Source organism: Enterobacter sp. ENT03 (genome assembly GCF_019218745.1).
Taxonomy (GTDB): Bacteria; Pseudomonadota; Gammaproteobacteria; order Enterobacterales; family Enterobacteriaceae; genus Enterobacter_D.
The window spans coordinates 116,486-139,176 of record NZ_JAHUXA010000005.1; the positions used below are offsets into that span (position 1 = coordinate 116,486).

At 54.4% G+C, this 22,691-nt stretch carries 18 protein-coding genes; 14 read left to right on the forward strand and 4 right to left on the reverse strand.

Features of this window, described 5'->3' with window-relative positions; translation table 11 throughout:
- Nucleotides 1-43: 43 nt before the first annotated feature.
- The 11 genes from KW828_RS09780 to npr all read left to right on the forward strand — a co-directional run bounded on the left by KW828_RS09780 (nt 44) and on the right by npr (nt 7,962).
- Nucleotides 44-1,021, forward strand: a complete 978-nt coding sequence (locus tag KW828_RS09780) for a calcium/sodium antiporter (protein ID WP_218336185.1) — start codon at nt 44-46, stop codon at nt 1,019-1,021.
- A gap of 12 nt (nt 1,022-1,033) precedes the next feature.
- The gene (kdsD, locus tag KW828_RS09785) at nt 1,034-2,020 is read left to right on the forward strand and encodes an arabinose-5-phosphate isomerase KdsD (protein ID WP_218336186.1); all 987 of its coding nucleotides are present in this window, start codon (nt 1,034-1,036) and stop codon (nt 2,018-2,020) included.
- Nucleotides 2,021-2,034: 14 nt separating this feature from the next.
- A complete protein-coding gene (gene kdsC, locus KW828_RS09790; RefSeq protein WP_218336187.1) occupies nt 2,035-2,601 on the forward strand; it encodes a 3-deoxy-manno-octulosonate-8-phosphatase KdsC in 567 nt (188 codons plus the stop codon).
- Nucleotides 2,598-3,173, forward strand: a complete 576-nt coding sequence (gene lptC, locus KW828_RS09795) for an LPS export ABC transporter periplasmic protein LptC (protein WP_218336188.1) — start codon at nt 2,598-2,600, stop codon at nt 3,171-3,173. Before kdsC ends, lptC begins: the two co-directional genes overlap by 4 nt.
- The gene (gene lptA, locus KW828_RS09800; protein ID WP_218336189.1) at nt 3,142-3,696 is read left to right on the forward strand and encodes a lipopolysaccharide ABC transporter substrate-binding protein LptA; all 555 of its coding nucleotides are present in this window, start codon (nt 3,142-3,144) and stop codon (nt 3,694-3,696) included. The genes lptC and lptA overlap by 32 nt, the downstream gene beginning before the upstream one ends.
- Nucleotides 3,697-3,702: 6 nt before the next feature.
- Entirely contained in the window at nt 3,703-4,428 is a 726-nt protein-coding gene (gene lptB, locus KW828_RS09805) for an LPS export ABC transporter ATP-binding protein (protein ID WP_218336190.1), read from the forward strand.
- Between the two features lie 47 nt (nt 4,429-4,475).
- On the forward strand, nt 4,476-5,909 hold the full coding sequence (gene rpoN / locus KW828_RS09810) for an RNA polymerase factor sigma-54 (protein WP_218336191.1): 1,434 nt from the start codon (nt 4,476-4,478) through the stop codon (nt 5,907-5,909).
- 22 nt (nt 5,910-5,931) lie between these two features.
- A complete protein-coding gene (gene hpf / locus KW828_RS09815; protein WP_088221668.1) occupies nt 5,932-6,219 on the forward strand; it encodes a ribosome hibernation promoting factor in 288 nt (95 codons plus the stop codon).
- Nucleotides 6,220-6,301: 82 nt separating this feature from the next.
- Entirely contained in the window at nt 6,302-6,793 is a 492-nt protein-coding gene (ptsN, locus tag KW828_RS09820) for a PTS IIA-like nitrogen regulatory protein PtsN (protein ID WP_218336192.1), read from the forward strand.
- A gap of 45 nt (nt 6,794-6,838) precedes the next feature.
- Nucleotides 6,839-7,693, forward strand: a complete 855-nt coding sequence (rapZ, locus tag KW828_RS09825) for an RNase adapter RapZ (RefSeq protein ID WP_072569561.1) — start codon at nt 6,839-6,841, stop codon at nt 7,691-7,693.
- Nucleotides 7,690-7,962, forward strand: a complete 273-nt coding sequence (gene npr, locus KW828_RS09830) for a PTS phosphocarrier protein NPr (RefSeq protein ID WP_088221666.1) — start codon at nt 7,690-7,692, stop codon at nt 7,960-7,962. Before rapZ ends, npr begins: the two co-directional genes overlap by 4 nt.
- Before the next feature lie 41 nt (nt 7,963-8,003).
- Here npr and mtgA read toward each other — a convergent pair whose 3' ends face one another.
- The 4 genes from mtgA to KW828_RS09850 all read right to left on the reverse strand — a co-directional run bounded on the left by mtgA (nt 8,004) and on the right by KW828_RS09850 (nt 12,992).
- On the reverse strand, nt 8,004-8,735 hold the full coding sequence (gene mtgA, locus KW828_RS09835) for a monofunctional biosynthetic peptidoglycan transglycosylase (RefSeq protein WP_218336193.1): 732 nt from the start codon (nt 8,733-8,735) through the stop codon (nt 8,004-8,006).
- Nucleotides 8,732-9,385 carry an isoprenoid biosynthesis glyoxalase ElbB gene (elbB, locus tag KW828_RS09840; protein ID WP_218336194.1) on the reverse strand — a complete coding sequence of 218 codons (654 nt, stop codon included), beginning with the start codon at nt 9,383-9,385 and terminating at the stop codon, nt 8,732-8,734. The genes mtgA and elbB overlap by 4 nt, the downstream gene beginning before the upstream one ends.
- A gap of 232 nt (nt 9,386-9,617) precedes the next feature.
- Nucleotides 9,618-11,957, reverse strand: a complete 2,340-nt coding sequence (gene arcB / locus KW828_RS09845; RefSeq protein WP_218336195.1) for an aerobic respiration two-component sensor histidine kinase ArcB — start codon at nt 11,955-11,957, stop codon at nt 9,618-9,620.
- Between the two features lie 105 nt (nt 11,958-12,062).
- Nucleotides 12,063-12,992 (reverse strand): TIGR01212 family radical SAM protein, encoded by a 930-nt coding sequence (locus tag KW828_RS09850; protein WP_218336196.1) that lies wholly within the window; start codon nt 12,990-12,992, stop codon nt 12,063-12,065.
- Between the two features lie 671 nt (nt 12,993-13,663).
- Between KW828_RS09850 and gltB the strand changes: the two genes are divergently transcribed.
- From gltB to KW828_RS09865, 3 genes are all read left to right on the forward strand, one after another.
- Nucleotides 13,664-18,124 (forward strand): glutamate synthase large subunit, encoded by a 4,461-nt coding sequence (gltB, locus tag KW828_RS09855; protein ID WP_218336197.1) that lies wholly within the window; start codon nt 13,664-13,666, stop codon nt 18,122-18,124.
- A gap of 9 nt (nt 18,125-18,133) precedes the next feature.
- Nucleotides 18,134-19,552, forward strand: a complete 1,419-nt coding sequence (gene gltD, locus KW828_RS09860; protein WP_218336198.1) for a glutamate synthase subunit GltD — start codon at nt 18,134-18,136, stop codon at nt 19,550-19,552.
- Nucleotides 19,553-19,852: 300 nt separating this feature from the next.
- Nucleotides 19,853-22,684 carry an autotransporter outer membrane beta-barrel domain-containing protein gene (locus KW828_RS09865; protein WP_218336199.1) on the forward strand — a complete coding sequence of 944 codons (2,832 nt, stop codon included), beginning with the start codon at nt 19,853-19,855 and terminating at the stop codon, nt 22,682-22,684.
- Nucleotides 22,685-22,691: the final 7 nt, after the last annotated feature.

Genomic DNA, 22,691 nt, shown 5'->3' on the forward strand with positions numbered 1-22,691 from the left:
CGTAGTTGCGGGCCGATGATTATACCTGAAGAAAGGACTTTAGATGCTTTTAGCCACGGGGCTGTTAATAATTGGTTTACTTTTGGTGGTCTACAGTGCCGATCGTCTGGTGTTTGCCGCATCCATCCTGTGTCGCAGTCTGGGGATCCCGCCGCTGATCATCGGCCTTACCGTCGTCAGCATTGGCACGTCGCTGCCAGAAATCATTGTCTCTGCCGCCGCGTCCATGCACGGACAGATCGATCTGGCTATTGGTACGGCGATCGGATCCAATATCGTCAATATTCTGCTGATCCTCGGTCTTGCCGCGCTACTCCATCCTTTTACCGTACATTCTGATATTCTGCGTCGCGAATTGCCGCTAATGTTAATTATGAGCCTGCTGGCAGGCAGCGTGCTCTATGACGGCAGCCTGTCCCGCCTTGACGGGATCTTCTTGCTGTTACTGGCGGTCATATGGCTGCTGTTTAGTGTAAAAATAGGCCGCCTCGCCGAACGTCAGGGTAATGACAGCCTGACCCGTGAACAGATCGCGGAGTTGCCGCGTGAAGGCAGCCTGTCGGTGGCCTTTTTGTGGCTGGGCGTGGCGCTGATTATTATGCCAATGGCCACCCGCATGGTGATCGATAACGCCACCGTGCTGGCAAACTTCTTTGCTATGAGCGAGCTGACCATCGGGTTGACCGTTATCGCCATCGGCACCAGCTTACCCGAGCTGGCGACGGCGATTGCCGGGGCACGCAAAGGTGAAGATGACATCGCCATTGGCAACATTATCGGCTCCAATATTTTCAATTTAGCTATCGTGCTGGGGCTGCCAGCCCTCATTGCCCCCGGCGCGTTTAATCCGCTGGCGTTCAGCCGTGATTATGGCGTGATGCTGGTGGTCAGCCTGATTTTCGCCCTCTTGTGCTGGCGTCCACGTTGTCAGACGGGCAAAAGCGCGGGCGCGCTGTTAATCAGCGGTTTTATCCTTTGGTTGGCGATGCTCTACTGGCTGTCGCCTTTCTTTACCGGTTAATGGGAACTGTATATGTCGCACATAGATTTGCCGCCGGGCTTTGACTTTCAGCAGGCAGGTAAGGATGTCCTGGATATTGAACGTGAAGGCCTGGCTCATCTCGATCAGTACATTAATCAGGACTTCAGCGAAGCCTGTGAAAAAATGTTCTACTGCGCCGGTAAAATCGTGGTGATGGGGATGGGCAAATCGGGTCATATAGGACGTAAAATGGCCGCGACCTTTGCCAGTACCGGCACCCCGTCGTTCTTCGTGCATCCCGGCGAAGCGGCGCACGGCGATCTGGGCATGGTGGCACCGCAGGATATTGTGATCGCCCTGTCGAATTCCGGTGAATCCAACGAAATTCTGGCGCTGATCCCGGTGTTAAAGCGTTTGCAGGTGCCGCTGATCTGTATGACCAGCCGCCCGGAAAGCAGTATGGCGCGCGCGTCAGATATTCATTTATGCGTTAAAGTACCGCGCGAAGCCTGCCCGCTGGGGCTGGCCCCGACCTCCAGCACCACGGCGGCGCTGGTGATGGGTGACGCGCTGGCAGTGGCGCTGCTGAAAGCCCGCGGCTTTACGGCGGAAGATTTTGCGCTCTCCCATCCAGGTGGTGCGCTCGGTCGCAAACTGCTGCTGCGCGTGAATGACATCATGCACACCGGCGATGAGATCCCGCACGTCAGCAAAGACGCCTCGTTGCGCGATGCGCTGCTGGAGATCACGCGCAAAAATCTGGGCATGACAGTAATTTGCGACGATTTGATGAAAATCGAAGGCATTTTCACCGATGGCGATTTACGCCGTGTATTCGACATGGGGGCTGATGTCCGTAGTCTGGGTATTGCAGACGTCATGACGCCTGGCGGTATTCGTGTACGCTCCGGGGTGCTGGCGGTCGACGTACTCAACCTGATGCAGTCCCGCCACATAACCGTGGTTATGGTTGCCGATGGCGACCAGTTGCTGGGTGTGGTACATATGCATGATCTACTGCGCGCAGGCGTAGTGTAATAAGGATAAAAACAATGAGTAACGCTGGTGCTTCACTTGCAACCTGCTACGGTCCCGTCAGCGCGCAAGTGATGGCAAAGGCGGAGAAAATCCGCCTGCTGATCCTCGACGTGGACGGTGTCATGTCGGATGGACTGATTTTTATGGGCAACAACGGCGAAGAGTTAAAGGCGTTTAACGTCCGTGACGGTTACGGCATTCGTTGTGCACTGACCTCCGGTATCGACGTTGCCATCATTACTGGCCGTAAGGCTAAACTATTAGAAGATCGCTGCGTTACGCTCGGCATTACGCATCTTTATCAGGGGCAGTCGGACAAACGTATTGCGTTTAACAAACTGCTGGCGGATCTGGCGGTATCAGCGGATGAAGTGGCCTATATTGGCGACGATCTTATCGACTGGCCGGTGATGGCAGAAGTGGGGCTGAGCGTGGCGGTAGCCGACGCGCATCCGATGCTGATCCCGCGTGCCGATTACGTGACCTATATTCATGGCGGCCGTGGAGCCGTCCGGGAAGTCTGCGATCTGCTGTTACTGGCGCAGGGCAAACTTGAAGCAGCCACAGGGCAATCAATATGAGTAAAACCAGACGTTGGGTTATCATTCTGCTGTCGCTGGTCGTACTGGTGCTGATTGGCATTAATCTGGCAGACAAAGACGACACCGATCAGGTCGTGGCTAACACCAATGAGCCAACTTACCGTAGCGAGCATACAGACACCGTCGTTTACAGCCCGGAAGGTGCGCTGAATTACCGTCTGATCGCACAGCATGTCGAATATTTTTCCGAACAAGAGCTGTCATGGTTTACGCAGCCGGTGTTAACGACTTTCGACAAGGACAAAATTCCAACATGGTCACTTAAGGCGGATAAGGCCAAACTGACCGATGACCGGATGCTTTACCTTTATGGACACGTTGAGGTCAACGCCCTGACCGCTGATTCTCAACTGCGTAAAATCACTACGGATAACGCCCAGATTAACCTGATTACTCAGGATGTTACGTCAAATGATCTGGTTACGTTGTACGGAACGACATTTAATTCCAGCGGCCTGAAAATGCGCGGCAACTTACGCAGCAAAAACGCCGAGCTGATTGAAAAGGTTAGAACCTCATATGAAATTCAAAACAAACAAACTCAGCCTTAACCTTATGCTTGCCAGTACGCTTCTGGCCGCCAGTATTCCCGCGTTTGCGCTGACCGGTGATACCGATCAGCCCATTCATATTGAATCCGATCAGCAATCGTTAGATATGCAGGGCAACGTGGTGACCTTTACCGGCAACGTGGTGGTCACGCAGGGCACGATCAAAATCAATGCCGATAAAGTTGTCGTGACGCGCCCGGGTGGTGAAGAAGGCAAAGAAGTGATCGATGGCTTTGGTAAACCTGCTACGTTCTATCAGATGCAGGATAGCGGTAAGCCGGTGAAAGGCCACGCCTCGCAGCTGCATTACGAGTTGCAGAATGACTTCGTGGTATTGACCGGCGACGCCTTCCTTGAGCAGCTCGACAGCAACATCAAAGGCGACAAAATTACCTACCTGGTGAAAGAGCAGAAAATGCAGGCTTACAGCGAAAAAGGTAAGCGCGTCACCACCGTTCTGGTGCCATCGCAACTGCAGGATAAAAGCGCAACCTCCGCTCCGGCACAAAAAAAGAGTAACTGATCCGTTATGGCAACTTTAACTGCAAAAAATCTCGCCAAAGCTTATAAAGGCCGCCGCGTGGTGGAAGACGTCAGCCTGACCGTTAACTCCGGTGAAATTGTCGGTCTGCTTGGTCCTAACGGGGCAGGTAAAACGACGACCTTTTACATGGTGGTGGGGATTGTGTCGCGCGATGCCGGCAACATCATCATTGACGACGAAGACATCAGTCTGCTGCCCCTGCACGCTCGCGCCCGCCGCGGCATCGGCTATCTGCCGCAAGAAGCGTCTATTTTCCGCCGCCTGAGCGTATTCGATAATCTGATGGCGGTACTGCAAATCCGTGACGATCTCACCACGCAACAGCGTGAAGATCGCGCGAACGAGCTGATGGAAGAGTTCCATATTGAACACCTGCGCGATAACCTCGGCCAGGCGTTATCGGGCGGCGAGCGCCGTCGTGTAGAGATCGCCCGCGCACTGGCCGCGGATCCGAAATTTATTCTGCTGGATGAGCCTTTTGCCGGTGTGGATCCGATTTCCGTTATCGACATCAAACGTATTATTGAACACCTGCGCGACAGCGGCCTCGGTGTGCTGATCACCGACCATAACGTTCGCGAAACGCTGGCGGTATGTGAGCGGGCTTATATCGTCAGCCAGGGGCATCTGATTGCACACGGCTCGCCGCAGCAAATCCTTGAAGACGAACAGGTTAAGCGCGTATATCTTGGGGAAGACTTCAGACTCTGATAGGGTAGAGAAAATAAAGGGTTTAAGCGGAGAAGACTGCTCTGAATATGAAGCAAGGTTTGCAACTACGGCTCAGCCAACAGCTGGCCATGACGCCACAATTGCAGCAGGCCATCCGCCTGCTGCAATTGTCTACGCTGGAACTTCAGCAAGAATTACAGCAGGCGCTGGAAAGCAACCCATTGCTGGAGCAAACCGATCCGCATGAAGAGATAGACACCCAGCCGACCCAGGACACCGAAACCCTGGATTCCGTCGATGCCCTTGAACAGAAAGAAATGCCTGACGAGCTGCCGCTGGATGCCAGCTGGGACGAGATCTACACCGCCGGTACCCCTTCCGGTAACGGTGTCGATTATCAGGACGACGAACTGCCGGTCTATCAGGGTGAAACCACTCAATCCCTGCAGGATTACCTGATGTGGCAGGTGGAACTGACGCCGTTTTCCGATACCGATCGCGCCATCGCCACCTCCATTGTTGACGCGGTGGATGACACCGGTTATCTGACCGTCTCGCTGGACGATATTCTCGAAAGCATGGGCGATGAAGAGGTCGGGCTGGATGAAGTCGAGGCGGTGCTAAAGCGCGTCCAGCGTTTTGATCCGGTTGGCGTAGCCGCCCGCGATCTGCGCGACTGCCTGCTGATCCAGCTCTCCCAGTTTACCAAAGACACCCCATGGCGCGATGAAGCGCAGTTGATCATCAGCGATCACCTCGATCTGCTGGCCAATCACGATTTCCGTTCGCTGATGCGCGTGACGCGGCTGAAAGAAGACGTGCTGAAAGAAGCCGTCAATCTGATCCAGTCCCTCGATCCGCGCCCCGGTCAGTCGATCCAGACCGGCGAACCCGAATATGTCATACCTGACGTGCTGGTGCGTAAGCATCAGGGCCGCTGGACGGTCGAGCTTAATTCCGACAGCATTCCCCGTCTGCAAATCAATCAGCACTACGCCGCTATGTGCAACGGGTCGCGCAATGACGCCGACAGTCAGTTTATCCGCAGTAATTTGCAGGATGCCAAATGGCTGATCAAAAGTCTGGAAAGTCGTAACGACACGCTGCTGCGCGTTAGCCGCTGCATCGTCGAACAGCAGCAGGCCTTTTTTGATAAAGGCGAAGAATATATGAAACCGATGGTGCTGGCTGATATTGCCCAGGCCGTCGAGATGCACGAATCGACCATTTCACGTGTTACAACCCAGAAGTATCTGCACAGCCCACGGGGCATTTTTGAGCTTAAGTATTTCTTCTCCAGTCATGTGAATACCGACAGCGGCGGCGAAGCGTCGTCCACTGCAATTCGCGCGCTGGTGAAGAAAATGATTGCCGCAGAAAACCCGGCGAAACCACTGAGTGACAGTAAGCTAACTACCCTGCTGTCCGACCAGGGTATCATGGTAGCGCGCCGCACTGTTGCGAAGTATCGAGAGTCTTTATCCATTCCGCCGTCTAACCAGCGTAAACAGCTGGTCTGACTCAACCGATAAGGAAGACACTATGCAGCTCAATATCACAGGACACAACGTCGAGATTACTGAAGCCTTGCGCGAATTTTTACAGACAAAATTTGCCAAGCTGGAGCAATTTTTTGACAGGATCAACCAGGTCTACATTGTTCTGAAGGTGGAAAAGGTGACGCATGTCGCCGACGCCACCCTGCATGTCAACGGCGGAGAGATCCACGCCAGTGCGGAAGGGCAGGATATGTATGCCGCCATTGATGGTTTAATTGATAAACTTTCTCGGCAGCTCACAAAACATAAAGATAAACTGAAACAACACTAATTGTCCGGGCAGTTAACGGGTGCAGGACGGCCTGTTGTGAAACACAACAGGCCATTTGTACAGTTAGCGCTTAGGTGAAATTATGATGAACAACGATTCAGCTCTTCAATTGAGCAATGTCCTTAACCAGGAATGTACCCGCAGCGGTGTTCACTGCCAGAGCAAGAAACGTGCGCTGGAAATCATCAGTGAACTGGCCGCAAAACAGCTAAGTCTGCCACCTCAAGTGGTATTCGAAGCTATTTTGACGCGTGAGAAGATGGGCAGTACCGGCATCGGTAACGGCATCGCGATCCCCCACGGTAAGCTGGAGGAAGATACGTTGCGTGCCGTAGGTGTCTTCGTGCAGCTTGAAACGCCTATCGCCTTTGATGCTATCGACAATCAGCCGGTGGATTTGCTGTTTGCGCTGCTGGTGCCGGCCGATCAGACCAAAACGCATCTGCATACGCTCTCTTTAGTCGCCCGCCGCCTGGCGGATAAAACCATTTGTCGCCGTCTGCGCAGCGCGCAAAGCGATGAAGAACTTTATAAAATCATCACGGAAACAGAAGGCACCCAGGACGATGCTTAACCAGGAATTGGCCTTCGTCTTTGTTGTCCGGAGGAGAAACGGTACATGGTACTGATGATCGTCAGTGGTCGTTCGGGATCGGGGAAGTCAGTAGCCCTGCGAGCGCTGGAAGACATGGGCTTCTACTGCGTCGATAACCTGCCCGTCGTGCTGCTGCCAGAGCTGGCGCGCTCGCTTGCTGACCGCCAGATTTCGGCGGCGGTGAGCATTGATGTGCGTAATATGCCGGAATCGCCGGAGATCTTCGAACAGGCGATGAACAATCTGCCCGATGCGTTTTCTCCGCAGTTACTGTTTCTTGATGCCGACCGTAACACACTGATCCGTCGTTACAGCGATACCCGTCGTCTGCATCCGCTGTCCAGCAAAAACCTGTCGCTGGAAAGCGCCATCGACGAAGAAAGCGATCTGCTGGAGCCGCTGCGCTCTCGCGCCGATCTGATCGTTGATACCTCGGAAATGTCGGTGCACGAGCTGGCCGAAATGCTGCGTACGCGTCTGCTTGGTAAACGCGAGCGCGAACTGACGATGGTGTTTGAATCTTTTGGCTTCAAGCACGGTATCCCGATTGATGCAGATTACGTCTTCGACGTGCGCTTCCTGCCTAACCCGCACTGGGATCCGAAGCTGCGTCCAATGACCGGTCTGGACAAGCCGGTGGCGGCGTTCCTCGATCGTCATACTGAAGTGCATAACTTTATTTATCAGACGCGCAGCTATCTGGAACTGTGGCTGCCGATGCTGGAAACCAACAACCGCAGCTACTTAACGGTCGCCATTGGTTGTACCGGTGGTAAACACCGTTCGGTTTATATCGCTGAACAGCTGGCGGATTACTTCCGTTCGCGCGGCAAAAATGTGCAATCCCGTCATCGTACGCTGGAAAAACGCAAATCATGACCGTAAAACAAACCGTGGAAATCACCAATAAGCTGGGCATGCATGCGCGCCCGGCGATGAAACTGTTTGAGCTGATGCAGGGCTTCGATGCGGACGTGCTGCTACGTAACGAAGAAGGCACCGAAGCGGAAGCGAACAGCGTGATTGCGCTGCTGATGCTGGATTCCGCAAAAGGCCGTCAGATAGAGATCGAGGCCACCGGCCCGCAGGAAGAAGAGGCCCTGGCTGCGGTGATCGCGCTGTTCAACGCCGGGTTTGACGAGGACTGAGCCATCCCCTCACCCGCCTCTCTCCCGCGGGTTGGGTGAATTTATTGATATAATCCCTGCTCGCGCATAAACCCTTCACCGCCCAGTTGACGCATCTGGCGCATGATCCATGCCTGACGATTATGCACGTAGCCCGATGGCGCGTCGGCCTTAAAACGCAGTGGATTTGGCAACACCGCCGCCAGCAATGCCGCTTCCGACATCGTCAGCCGGCTGGCTGGCTTATGAAAATAGCGCTGTGCTGCGGCTTCAATGCCAAACACCCCGTCCCCAAATTCCGCAATGTTCAGATAAACCGTCAGGATGCGGCGTTTACTCCATACCGTCTCCATCCCCAGCGTTAATCCCGCTTCCAGCCCTTTACGCAGCCAGCTGCGCCCGTCCCACAGGAACAGGTTTTTTGCCGTCTGCTGGGAAAGGGTCGAGGCTCCACGAATACGGTTCTCATTGCGTTCATTATGTGACAGCGCTTTTTCGATGGCGGCGACGTCAAATCCCCAGTGTTCCGGGAATTTCTGATCTTCTGCGGCGATCACCGCCAGCCCCATCCACGGTGAAATATCGCTCATGCTGACCCAGTCTGAATGCGCAACGTAGCCGAAATCCCCGCCGAGCCACGCCGATAGCTGACGTTCGACCATCACCGCAGAAAACGGCACCGGCACGACGGAAAACAGCGCAATGCCGCCGCCCCAGAACAGCGCCAGCACCAGTGCGATTCGCCACAGATAAGACTTCACCGTTGCCATTAACGGCGCGCGGCGTCGCTTCATTCCGTCAGAACCAGCACGCGGGCGACCAGCTTATCAATGCCCGCCGCCGCTTCAGCGATGTTCTGCGCCAGCATGTAAGCCGGGGTGGTGACCACTTTATTGTCTTCATCCACGACAATATCATCCACCGGGCAGGGCACATGCTCTGCACCCATCTCTTCGAGCAGCTCGGCGGTGTCAATATCGGTGCCGATGGTCAGGCGCAGCGGGAAGTCGAAAATCTTCGGCAGCATCGCCGGGGCGATACAGATAAAGCCCAGCGGTTTGCCCGCCGCATGCATTGCCAGCGCCAGACGTTTCAGATCGGGGTCAACGGTACACTCCGCCCCCTGGCTGGCAAAATTACTCAGGTTTTTCGCCGCGCCAAAGCCACCTGGCACGATCAAAGCATCCAGCGTTTCCGCCGACGCCTGCGAGAGGGGCTGGATCGCGCCGCGGGCAATACGCGCAGCTTCGATCAGCACATTGCGGCTTTCCGCCATGGGTTCGCCGGTCAGATGATTCACCACATCGCTCTGGCTTTTATCCGGAGCAAAACAGACTGCTTCAGCCCCGTTTCTGGCGATCGCCAGCAGAGAAAGTACGGCTTCGTGGATCTCTGATCCGTCGTTAACGCCGCATCCGCTGAGGACAATACCTACTTTTTTCATGCTGCTCATCCTTTCTGGCAATAGACTGAAAAACACTAATTATTTTAATAACAACGCCGGGCTTCACACATTTCACTGATTCACGTAACAAATGATTCAAGTTTTGGTATCTTAAGAGCGAACTTTCCGTCTATCTCGTCTGTGCCTGTTAATCAATAAAACCAACAATCCCGGCGCAGCCTCGGTTTCCCTGGTGTTGGCGCAGTATTCGCGCACCCCGGTTTATCCGGGGTTATTTTTTACTGGCATTCGCCACCCAGGCTTTCAGCACCGCCACATCGTGCGGCCACTCCTGTTTCATCTCGTCGATCCACTCACCCACGTTATTCCACCAGGCAGGCAGATCCGGCGACTGGATTTGTTGTCCTAACTGCTGCAAACGGCGCAGACCAATAGAGCCTGCGGCCCCTTTGATTTTATGGCCTTCCTCAGTGATCCCTTTCTGATCGCGGGCGGTGAAATTAGACTCCAGCACGCTGATATAGCCCGGCATCATCTTTTCAAATACCGCCACGCCATCGGTGATGAGCTTCGGCCCGACCAGTTCCAGATACTGCTCCAGCATCGGCAGATCCAACAGCGTTTGTGATTTACCATCATCTACAGGGGTCACATCACTCTCCTCATCGTCACAGGTGTCCCAGAACTTTTTGATCATGGCCGTTAACGCCGGCACTGCCAGCGGTTTGCTGAGCACATCATCCATACCGGCGTTAAGATATTCCTGTTTATCTTTCAGCACGTTGGCGGTTAATGCCACCAGCGGCGGCAGATCGTCAGGCGCGTAGCGGCTGGTAAGCTGACGGGAAATATCCAGCCCGGTCATGTCCGGCAGCTGAATATCCAGCAGCAGCAGATCGTATTCACCGGGTTTGAACATCTCCAGCGCGGCCTTGCCGGTCATCGCCACATCCACGCTACAACCCAGTTTTTCCAGCACCGAACGTGCGACAATCACGTTCAGCTCGATGTCTTCCACCAGCAGAACGTTCAGCGCCGGCAGCGGCATATCATCTTCTTCAAACGCGTCGTCCACTTCTTCCGCAACGGCCGGAGCCCGCACTGATAACGAGAACACCGAACCTTTACCCGCAATGCTCGACACCGTAATATCGCCGCCCATGCTTTTCGCCAACCGACGGGAGACGGCAAGGCCAATGCCCGTGCCAGTCGCCGGTTTTCCGCCGTGGCTGTCTTTTACCTGATAATACATGGCGAAGATTTTATCCTGCTCAGTCTGCGGGATGCCGATGCCGGAATCTTCCACTTCAAAGCGCAACATCTCCTGCGGCGCGTCATAACGGATGCGCACAACCACCTGCCCGTGCAGGGTAAATTTGACGGCGTTGCTGATCAGGTTCCACAGGATCTGCCGCAGGCGTGTGCCGTCGGTGATCACTTTATGCGGCAGCGGCAACGCAGGCTCCATCACGAAGCGCAGCCCTTTTTGCTGCGCCTGAAGACCGGAGAGGTTTTCCAGATCGGCAAGGAAGCTGGTGAAGTCCACCGGCTGATTATCCAGCTGGACTTTATGCCGCTCCATTTTGTCCATATCGATAATATCGTTAAAGATATTGCCCAGCGTTACCGCCGACACATGGATAGTTTTCAGGTATTTTTCCTGCTCGGCGGTGAGTTCCGTATCCAGCAGAATGCGGCTCAGGCCGACGATGCCGTTGAGCGGTGTACGCAGCTCATGGCTGATAGTAGAGATAAAGGTGGTCTTGTCGCGGCTGGCGCGCTCCAGCGCATCCTGATAGCGCTTACGCTCGGTAATGTCGCGTCCGAAGCCCATCAGACCGTGGCGCTTACCCACGCGGTCGTAATAGGGCACTTTGCGGATCTCGAAGCAGGCTTTACGCCCGTCCGGGTAATCCAGCCACTGCTCATAGGTGAGTGACACATTGTGGCGGAAGACTTTCTCATCAGTTTCCAGCACTTTCTCGGCGGCTTCCGGGGAATACACGTCCTGCGGCTTCAGGTTAACCAGCTGTTTTTCGCTTTTACCGGTCAGCAGTTCCATCGCCCGGTTGCAGCCGGAAAACTCTTTGTCTTCGTTACGATAGAAAACCAGGTCCGGCGAAGCATCAAGGAACGAACGCAGAAAAGAGGATTGCTGCGCCAGCTGGATCTGCGTCTGTTCGCGCTCCTGCATTTCGATTTTGAGCTGTTCGAACGTGGCCTGACGCTCCGCTTCCGCTTTCACACGGTCGCTGATCTCCTGGTTCAGCTGGGAGATATTATCCCGCAGCTGCACGTTGAGCTTAAGATCGCGGTCGCGCATCTCTTCGAGTTTATCCACCAGCCGCGAAAGGCGCTGCCGTGACTCTTCGAGTTGTTCAACCACCACCGAGAGGAAGTAGACCGCCCAGGGGGTGATGAGCAGACCGAAGAAGATAGAACGAATAACATCAATGCTTTCCACACGGCCATGCAGCACCATGGTGACCGCCATCTGCACGACAATCGCCAGTACCACCAGCGCCAGCGCCAGCAGAATGGAAAAGCGCACCAGGCCGAGCTTCATCATCAGATCGACATAGTATTGCGCCAGTACTCGGATTTGCTTCATAGGGGATCCCTTCGCGACAACCTGGCACAATAATACTCAATTCTGAGCAAGGCGTTGAAGCTTGTGTGAAAAAGTGCGAATTAATCCCGCACGACGCGGAAAAACTCAGGGGGAAGGCATCACCCAGTGGCGACCCAGAGCCGATCCCTGCACACCGTGATGATTCAGGTAACGATCCAGTTCCACCATGCCGGTCCAGCGATTTTCGCACCACAGCGGGGCGAGCAGAGTCGGGCGACGCGCACTGGCGGATATACGATGGTAAATCACCTCTGCGGGCGTATGGCGGATCATCTCCCCCGCGGTGACGGTATAGTCTTCCAGCGCAATGCCGTGCAGACGCCCTGCCTCCCAGGCCTTCGCCATTGTGCTGCCGGTGACAATGTGCAGCGGATGCAGCTTAATCCCGTCCACGCCCGTCTCCACCACGCGGTGCAGCGTGTCGAGGCACTCGGCCTGCCCTTCGCCAGGCAGACCGACAATCAGATGGCTGCACACTTTCAGGCCGCGTTCCCGCGCCCGGCGGGTGGTGTGCTGATAGCAGGAAAAATCATGGCCGCGGTTAATGCGATGCAGCGTTTTATCGTGGGCGGTTTGTAGCCCGAGCTCCAGCCACACTTCATAGCCCGCGTCATGGTATTCACTCAGCAAATCTAATACCGCATCCGGCACACAGTCCGGACGGGTGCCGACGCACAGTCCGACGATGCTGGCCTGGCTGACCGCCTGCTGATACATGGCGCGCAATAGTTGCACTTCTGCCCAGGTACTGGTGTAGGCCTGAAAATAGGCGAGATAGCGCCTGGCGCGATTGACCAGCGTGGCCTGATAAGAGAGCTGCTCCGCAATTGAGTGGTTCTGCTGCGTTTCGTCAGCAAAGGAGGCCACGTTACAGAAAGTGCAGCCGCCCCGTCCGATAGTGCCATCGCGATTAGGGCAACTGAAACCGCCATGCAGCGTCAGTTTATGGACCTTCTGCCCGTAACGACGGGCGAGATCGCCACCAAACATATTGACTAATTTCTGTAACTGCATAAATTGATAGACCGGCCTTATGAAAGGGCCAAGCCTGCCATTTTTAGTCTTTGTCGGCGATGACCTGGATCAATCGCCAGAGAGGACGCACATCCATTGCATAATCAATCACAATTACCGCAATTTCATTCAGTCGAATGCTGATTACTTTTACTTATGTTGGCGGGATATTTTTCAAAAAGAATTCCGTCAGCGTAAAACAGTGTCTTTAAGCGGGTTCATGATAAAAGCCAGTTAATTATTCTGCTGGTAAATATAAACACAGGACAGCGCGGTAATAACAGCGCTTTCTTATAGTGAGAGAGATCACACTCCGTTAAAGGTCGCCGTGCCTGCCAAAGCCGTTAAAAAATCAACAATAACAATAATATTCAATGTGTTAACTTATCTTTAGCACATATTTGTATAAATAAGATTGCCATTTGACCTGTGTGCCGATTCCCGATAACTTGAGGATCCGCTGGAAGCTTTCTGGATGAGCAGTCAGCTCATCATATTTATGCAGTAATTGAGATTCCCTCTTAAGCAAGTCCTCAACACTTGTGTATCGATGCGAAAAGGAAAAAAAAGAGGGCGACACCCAGGGCCTTAAAACCCGTCGCCATGCTCTTTCTGCGCCTGTGCGCGTCGGTTAAGACGGACTCCCGTAGAGCCTGGGGAGGTTCACTGATATGTTGTACGATAAATCCCTTGAGAAGGATAACTGTGGTTTCGGCCTGATCGCCCACATAGAAGGCGAACCTAGCCACAAGGTAGTGCGTACTGCTATTCACGCACTGGCCCGAATGCAGCACCGTGGCGCGATCCTTGCTGATGGTAAAACCGGCGATGGCTGCGGTTTACTGCTGCAAAAACCCGATCGTTTCTTCCGCATCGTTGCCGAAGAGCGCGGCTGGCGCTTAGCCAAAAACTACGCTGTTGGCATGCTGTTCCTGAATCAGGATCCTGAAAAAGCGGCCGCTTCGCGCCGTATTGTCGAAGAAGAGCTACAGCAAGAAACCCTGTCTATTGTTGGCTGGCGCGACGTGCCGACCAATGAAGGGGTGCTCGGTGAAATCGCCCTCTCCTCGCTGCCACGTATTGAGCAGATCTTTGTCAACGCCCCTGCGGGCTGGCGTCCACGTGATATGGAGCGCCGCCTGTTTATCGCGCGCCGTCGCATTGAAAAGCGTCTGGTGGAAGATAAAGATTTCTACGTTTGTAGCCTGTCGAACCTGGTCAACATCTATAAAGGTCTGTGTATGCCGGCAGATTTGCCGCGCTTCTACCTGGATCTGGCAGACCTGCGCCTGGAATCAGCCATTTGTCTGTTCCACCAGCGCTTCTCCACTAACACCGTACCGCGCTGGCCGCTGGCGCAGCCCTTCCGCTATCTGGCACATAACGGTGAAATCAATACCATCACCGGTAACCGTCAGTGGGCGCGCGCGCGTACCTATAAGTTCCAGACGCCGCTGATCCCCGATCTGCATGACGCCGCGCCGTTCGTCAACGAAACCGGCTCTGACTCCAGTTCCATGGATAACATGCTGGAGCTGCTGCTTGCCGGCGGTATGGACATCGTACGAGCCATGCGTCTGCTGGTGCCGCCAGCCTGGCAGAACAACCCGGACATGGATCCGGAGCTGCGCGCGTTCTTCGACTTTAACTCCATGCACATGGAGCCGTGGGATGGCCCGGCGGGCATCGTCATGTCCGATGGTCGTTTCGCAGCCTGTAACCTCGACCGTAACGGCCTGCGTCCGGCGCGCTACGTGATCACCAAAGATAAGCTGATCACCTGCGCCTCTGAAGTGGGTATCTGGGATTATCAGCCGGACGAAGTGGTGGAAAAAGGCCGCGTCGGACCGGGCGAGCTGATGGTAATCGACACGCGCGGTGGCCGCATCCTGCACTCTGCGGAAACCGATGACGATCTGAAAAGCCGCCACCCTTATAAAGAGTGGATGGAGAAAAACGTCCGTCGTCTGGTGCCGTTTGAAGATCTGCCGGATGAAGAAGTTGGCAGCCGCGAAATGGACGACGATCTGCTGGGCAGCTACCAGAAACAGTTTAACTACAGCGCGGAAGAGCTGGACTCTATCATCCGCGTGCTGGGCGAAAACGGTCAGGAAGCAGTCGGTTCAATGGGCGACGATACCCCGTTTGCCGTGCTCTCCAGCCAGCCGCGCATCATTTACGATTACTTCCGTCAGCAGTTTGCGCAGGTCACTAACCCGCCAATCGATCCGCTGCGTGAAGCGCATGTGATGTCGCTGGCTACCAGCATTGGCCGCGAAATGAACGTCTTCTGTGAAGCAGAAGGCCAGGCGCATCGCCTGAGTTTCAAATCGCCGATCCTGCTGTACTCCGATTTCAAACAGCTCACCACCATGACGGAGCATCACTACCGCGCCGACACGCTTGATATCACCTTTGACGTGAACGACAGCACGCTTGAAGAGGTGGTAAAAGCGCTGTGTGATAAAGCGGAAGCCATGGTACGCGACGGCACGGTACTGCTGGTGCTCTCGGATCGCAACATCGCCAAAAATCGTCTGCCGGTACCGGCACCGATGGCGGTGGGCGCGGTTCAGACCCGACTGGTGGAAAAAAATCTGCGCTGCGACGCCAACATCATTGTTGAAACCGCCAGCGCGCGCGATCCGCACCACTTTGCCGTGCTGCTGGGCTTTGGCGCGACCGCTATCTATCCGTACCTCGCCTATGAAACCCTGGCGAAACTGATCGATACCCGCGCCATCGAGAAAAGCTACCGTACCGTGATGCTGAACTACCGTAACGGCATCAACAAAGGTCTGTACAAGATCATGTCCAAAATGGGCATCTCGACCATCGCCTCATATCGCTGCTCGAAGCTGTTCGAAGCGGTCGGTCTGCATGACGATGTGGCAGACCTTTGCTTCAATGGCGTGGTCAGCCGTATCGGCGGCGCAAGCTTCAGCGACTTCCAGCAGGATCTGCTGAACCTGTCGAAGCGTGCCTGGCTGGCGCGTAAGCCACTGGATCAGGGCGGTCTGCTGAAATACGTTCATGGCGGGGAATACCACGCCTATAACCCGGACGTGGTGCGCACGCTGCAACAGGCAGTGCAAACCGGCGATTACAGCGATTATCAGCAGTATGCGAAGCTGGTTAACGAACGCCCGGCGGCGACGCTGCGCGATCTGTTGGCGATCAATCCGCCTGCCGACGCCGTCAGCATTGACGACGTGGAACCGGCCCAAGAGCTGTTCAAGCGTTTCGATACGGCAGCCATGTCGATCGGTGCGTTAAGCCCGGAAGCGCACGAAGCGCTGGCGGAAGCGATGAACAGCATCGGCGGCAATTCCAACTCCGGCGAAGGCGGCGAAGATCCGGCGCGCTATGGCACCAATAAAGTGTCGCGCATCAAACAGGTGGCTTCAGGACGTTTTGGCGTTACCCCGGCCTACCTGGTCAATGCCGATGTGATCCAGATTAAAGTAGCTCAGGGCGCGAAGCCTGGCGAAGGCGGTCAGTTACCGGGTGATAAAGTCACCCCGTACATCGCTAAACTGCGTTACTCCGTGCCAGGCGTGACGCTGATTTCACCGCCGCCGCACCACGATATTTACTCCATCGAAGATCTGGCGCAGCTGATTTTTGACTTAAAACAGGTCAACCAGAAAGCGATGATCTCCGTGAAGCTGGTGTCTGAGCCTGGTGTTGGCACCATCGCCACCGGCGTGGCAAAAGCCTATGCTGATCTGATCACCATTGCCGGTTACGACGGCGGCACCGGTGCAAGCCCGCTGTCGTCCGTGAAATACGCGGGCTGTCCGTGGGAGCTGGGCCTGGTGGAAACCCAGCAGGCGCTGGTTGCTAACGGTTTGCGCCATAAGATCCGCCTGCAGGTGGATGGCGGTCTGAAAACCGGCGTGGATATTATCAAAGCCGCCATCCTCGGCGCGGAAAGCTTCGGCTTCGGCACCGGTCCGATGGTTGCGCTCGGCTGTAAATACCTGCGTATTTGCCACCTGAACAACTGCGCCACCGGCGTCGCTACCCAGGACGACAAACTGCGTAAAAACCATTACCACGGTCTGCCGTTCAAAGTGACCAATTACTTTGAATTTATCGCCCGTGAAACGCGTGAGCTGATGGCGCAGCTGGGCGTGAAACGCCTGGTGGATCTGATTGGCCGCACCGATCTGCTGATCGCGCTGGAAGGTTACACCGCCAAGCAGCAGAAGCTGGATCTGAGCAAACTGCTGGAAACTGCCGAACCGCATCCGGGTAAAGCGCTGCACTGCACCGAGCATAATCCGCCGTTTGATAACGGTGTGCTGAACGCGCAGTTGCTGTCGCAGGCGAAGCCCTATGTGGACGACGGCCAGAGCAAAACCTTCTGGTTTGATATTCGTAACACCGACCGCTCCGTTGGCGCGTCGCTGTCCGGTTATATCGCCCAGAAGCATGGCGATCAGGGGCTGGCAGCCGATCCGATCAAAGCGCACTTCAGCGGTACTGCTGGCCAGAGCTTTGGTGTGTGGAACGCGGGTGGCGTGGAGCTGTACCTGACCGGCGATGCCAACGACTATGTCGGTAAAGGCATGGCGGGCGGGCTGCTGGCGGTGCGTCCGCCGGTGGGTTCAGCGTTCCTCAGTCATAAGGCGAGCATTATCGGTAACACCTGTCTGTATGGTGCAACCGGTGGCCGTCTGTATGCCGCAGGCCGCGCGGGCGAACGTTTTGCTGTGCGTAACTCCGGTGCAATCACCGTTGTAGAAGGCATCGGCGATAACGGTTGTGAATATATGACCGGCGGTATTGTCTGCATTCTGGGTAAAACGGGCGTTAACTTCGGTGCCGGTATGACGGGCGGCTTCGCCTACGTACTGGATGAAGACGGCGAATTCCGTAAGCGTGTTAACCCGGAGCTGGTGGAAGTGCTGAGCGTCGATGATCTTGCTATCCATGAAGAGCATCTGCGTGGTTTGATCACCGAGCACGTACAGCATACGGGCTCTTCACGCGGCGAAGAAATCCTGGCGAACTGGCCAGCGTTCTCCACCAGATTCGCGCTGGTTAAACCGAAGTCCAGCGATGTTAAAGCACTGTTGGGTCACCGTAGTCGTTCCGCAGCTGAGCTGCGGGTGCAGGCGCAGTAAGGGGAAGCAATGAGTCAGAATGTCTATCAATTTATTGACTTACAGCGCGTCGATCCGCCGAAAAAAGCGCTGAAGATCCGTAAAATAGAGTTTGTTGAAATTTACGAGCCGTTTTCAGAAGGCCAGGCCAAAGCACAGGCAGATCGCTGCCTGTCCTGCGGCAATCCCTACTGCGAGTGGAAATGTCCGGTCCATAACTACATTCCAAACTGGCTGAAGCTGGCCAACGAAGGGCGCATTTTTGAAGCGGCTGAGCTGGCGCATCAGACCAACACCCTGCCGGAAGTCTGTGGCCGCGTATGCCCGCAGGATCGCCTGTGCGAAGGTTCCTGTACGCTTAACGACGAGTTTGGCGCGGTTACCATCGGCAATATTGAACGCTATATCAGCGATAAAGCGTTCGAGATGGGCTGGCGTCCGGATATGACCGGCGTTCGCCAGACGGATAAGCGCGTGGCGATTATCGGCGCAGGCCCGGCAGGTCTGGCGTGTGCCGATGTGCTGACCCGCAACGGCGTAAAAGCGGTGGTATTTGATCGCCACCCGGAGATCGGTGGCCTGCTGACGTTTGGTATTCCGGCCTTTAAGCTGGAAAAAGAGGTCATGACCCGTCGCCGTGAAATTTTCACCGGCATGGGGATTGAGTTCAAACTGAACGTGGAAGTCGGCCGTGACGTGCAGCTTGACGATTTACTGAAGGATTACGATGCCGTGTTCCTTGGCGTCGGCACCTATCAGTCAATGCGCGGCGGGTTAGAGAATGAAGACGCCTCTGGCGTGTTTGACGCTCTGCCGTTCCTCATCGCCAACACGAAGCAGCTAATGGGCTTTGGCGAAACGCCGGACGAGCCGTTCGTCAGTATGGAAGGTCGTCGCGTGGTAGTGCTGGGCGGTGGCGATACGGCGATGGACTGCGTGCGCACGTCTGTCCGTCAGGGCGCCACGCACGTTACCTGTGCCTATCGTCGTGATGAAGAAAACATGCCGGGTTCACGTCGCGAAGTAAAAAATGCCCGTGAAGAAGGCGTTGAGTTCCAGTTCAACGTGCAGCCGCTGGGCATTGAAGTGAATGCCAACGGCAAAGTGAGCGGCGTGAAGATGGCGCGTACCGAAATGGGTGCGCCGGATGCCCATGGCCGCCGTCGTGCGGAGATCGTGCCGGGCTCAGAACACGTATTACCGGCCGATGCGGTGGTCATGGCGTTTGGTTTCCGCCCGCACAGCATGGAGTGGCTGGCGAAACACAGCGTCGAGCTGGATTCGCAGGGCCGTATCATCGCGCCGGAAGGCAATGAAAACGCCTTCCAGACCAGCAACCCGAAAATCTTTGCCGGTGGCGACATTGTGCGTGGATCGGATCTGGTGGTCACCGCGATCGCCGAAGGGCGTAAAGCGGCAGAAGGTATTATGAACTGGCTGGAAGTGTAAGCCCTCGCCGTGGTGGTGTGATCCTGCACCGCCACGGTGATTCATATTTTTAACCTGTTACATAATTAATCATTCTATTAGCTGTTTCTGCCTTAATCCTCGACAGCATCACAATTTTTCACACTAAACATTTACTTTAATCATTAGTACATATGATTAAATTCACCAGCCAAATAATATCATCTTAAAATGAACGTCATTTGTAACCATCAACCTGCCGTTATCGACTATCGCGTTTACTTGGTAAAGACATAGGAATAGCATTTCTCGCTTATTTCAATGCTTACAATGGAAGTAATTATGTCGTATACACCACATCAACTGAACCTGATCACCAAATCAATATTGAAATTAATGCCAGCGGTTTTTTTATGTTCTTCTTCGGTAGCATTTGCAACGACCATTACCGTGCCTGGCGAATTAGATGACTCCGCCGAATTTTACGATATAAATACGGGGACAGTGTTAGACATAAACTCACCCATGTCCCCTACTTTGAATGTTAATGGCTCCTTTATTAAAAATATTACCAACAATGGGACTGTGAAAAACAGCGTTGGGGGAGCCATAAATATCAATGACATGGAAGGAAAGCTAATCAACAATAACGTCATTGAAGGAAATACCTATGGTATAAGGATCATCAGTAGCGCGCAATTAGAAATCATTAACAATGAAGGCGCAACTATTTCAGGAAAAGAGAACGCCATTATTGGTGAGAATAATTTCGCCTTAGAAAACCATGATTTAATTAAATCTGAAAACGGCGATGCGATCCTGGTAAAACATGATAAAGCATCGTTACAAAACGATGGAAAAATTATAAGTGAAAATGGCACAGGTATTACTGTAATTGATGATGCTTCAGCGAATATAAGTAACGCAGGGACAATCAGCGGCAAAGATTATGCAATAAAGTTCGAGTCGTCAGAAAAGAATAGTCTCGTACTCCTATCAGGCTCTACTCTTGAAGGCGATGTCCTTAGCACTAACTCCAAAACTAATACATTGCTCCTGAAAGACAGCGGCACAGAAGACAGCAATTTTATCGGTCTTAATGAGGGGGACGGTTTTGCCTCACTGAATATGGCGGGTGAAGCCTGGACATTAAGCGGTGACATTGATTTGCTGGGTAACGACCTGGATCAGAAAGCGAATGATAAAGCCCTGCAAGTTTCCAGCGGCATATTAATACTGACCGGAAAGGTCAACAATGCTGGCGGCACAACGATTAATAATGGTGCTACCTTGCAGTTAGGCGATGCCACTCATACCGCGGCATTTACTTCAGATGCGGTAATCAATAACGGTACGCTGGTATTTAACCAGAGCGGCGATTCAACCTTCAGCAGTGATATAAACGGCACCGGCCATGTCGTGAAATCCGATGCCAGTACCCTGACGCTCAACGGTACCTTTAGTTACACTGGCGGGACTGAACTCAATGGCGGCACCACATTAATCGCACAGGATAGCTTGCTGGGTACCACTGCCGCACCGGCCACCATCACAATCAATAATAGTGCGACGCTCGCCAGTAACGGTTCAGTAACGGGAAATATCGATATTATGGCAGGCGGCACCCTTGCGGCCTGGAATGTGGCGACAGCAGGCAATACGGCTTCTTCTACCGCAGATACCGTGAATGGCAACGTCAACAATAGCGGCTCGTTGATTATTGGTAGCACGGCCACCCAACCGGGACAACGCTTTACCATCAATGGTGATTATGCTGGCACTGCGGGCAGCAAGCTCATCATGAATACCACACTTGCGGATGACAACGCTGCGACTGACCGACTGACCATCACCGGCAGTACTCGCGGCGAGTCGAAGGTGGCGCTCACCAATATCGGCGGACAGGGCGCGCAAACAATTAACGGTATTGAGATTATATCGGTAGGTGGCTCTTCCGATGCCACCTTCACCCTTGCTGCGCCGGCGACAGTCGGCAAGTGGGAATACGATCTGACGAAAAAAAATAAAGACTGGTTCCTCGTTTCTGAAAAAAAGGATGACGATAACGGCGGCAACAACGGCGGTGACAACGGTGGCAACAACGGCGGCGATAACGGCGGCGACAACGGTGGCGACAACGGCGGTGACAACGGCGGCGATAACGGCGGCGACAACGGCGGCGATAACGGCGGCGACAACGGCGGCGACAACGGCGGCGATAACGATCCCACTCCGCCAGAAGTATTAAATCCAGAAACCAGCGCCTATCTGGGTAACTATATGGCTGCTCAGCAGATGTTTATCCACAAACGTGACGATCGTGAACAATTGCTGGCACGGGGCAGTGAAGAGAAAAATGGCTGGATGTATGTCCGTGGACGCTACCATGACAGCAACGTTGATGGCGCTCTCGGCAGCTACGACACCAAAACACATGTCATTCAGATGGGTAGCGATATTCTCACCCGTACTTCCGAACAGGGCGAATGGCATGCCGGTTTCATGCTGGGCGCTGGCTTAAGCGAAACCCATGCGCAAGCCGCATCAAACAAGCGCTCCGCGAAGGGCCACGTCAGCGGCTACAATGTCGGTCTTTATGCGACCTGGCAGCAAGATCCTGAATTACGCCTGGGTAGCTACATCGATAGCTGGGTTGCAGCAAACTGGTATGACAGCTGGGTGCAGGGCGATCGGGCAACGCGTGAAAACTACAGCAGCAATGGTTTTGCGGCCTCCATTGAAGCGGGCCACGCATGGCTTCTGGACTCCGATACTAACCGCCACTGGAAGGTCGAGCCACAGGGCCAAATCGTTTATAGCTACCTCAACCAAAAAGATCACACGGAAAATGACGGGACTCGCATCACCGCGCCGGATGACGACAGCTACCTGACACGCCTCGGGGTTCGCTTCAGCAATGTGGATAAAACCACACCAGGTGCCTGGCAGCCCTGGGTTTCCGTGAACTGGCTTAACGGCGCGGGCATGAACGATCTTCAGTTTAATGATGAATCGGCGCATGACGAAACCCCAGAAAACCGTGGGCAACTGGAAGTTGGCATTAGCGGCGATCTCAACAAAAACATGTCGATCTCGCTGCGCGCCACAGGCGAATGGGGCGAAAACAGTTATGACGCCTACGGCGGTCATATTCTCTGGAACTATCGCTGGTAATACTTTT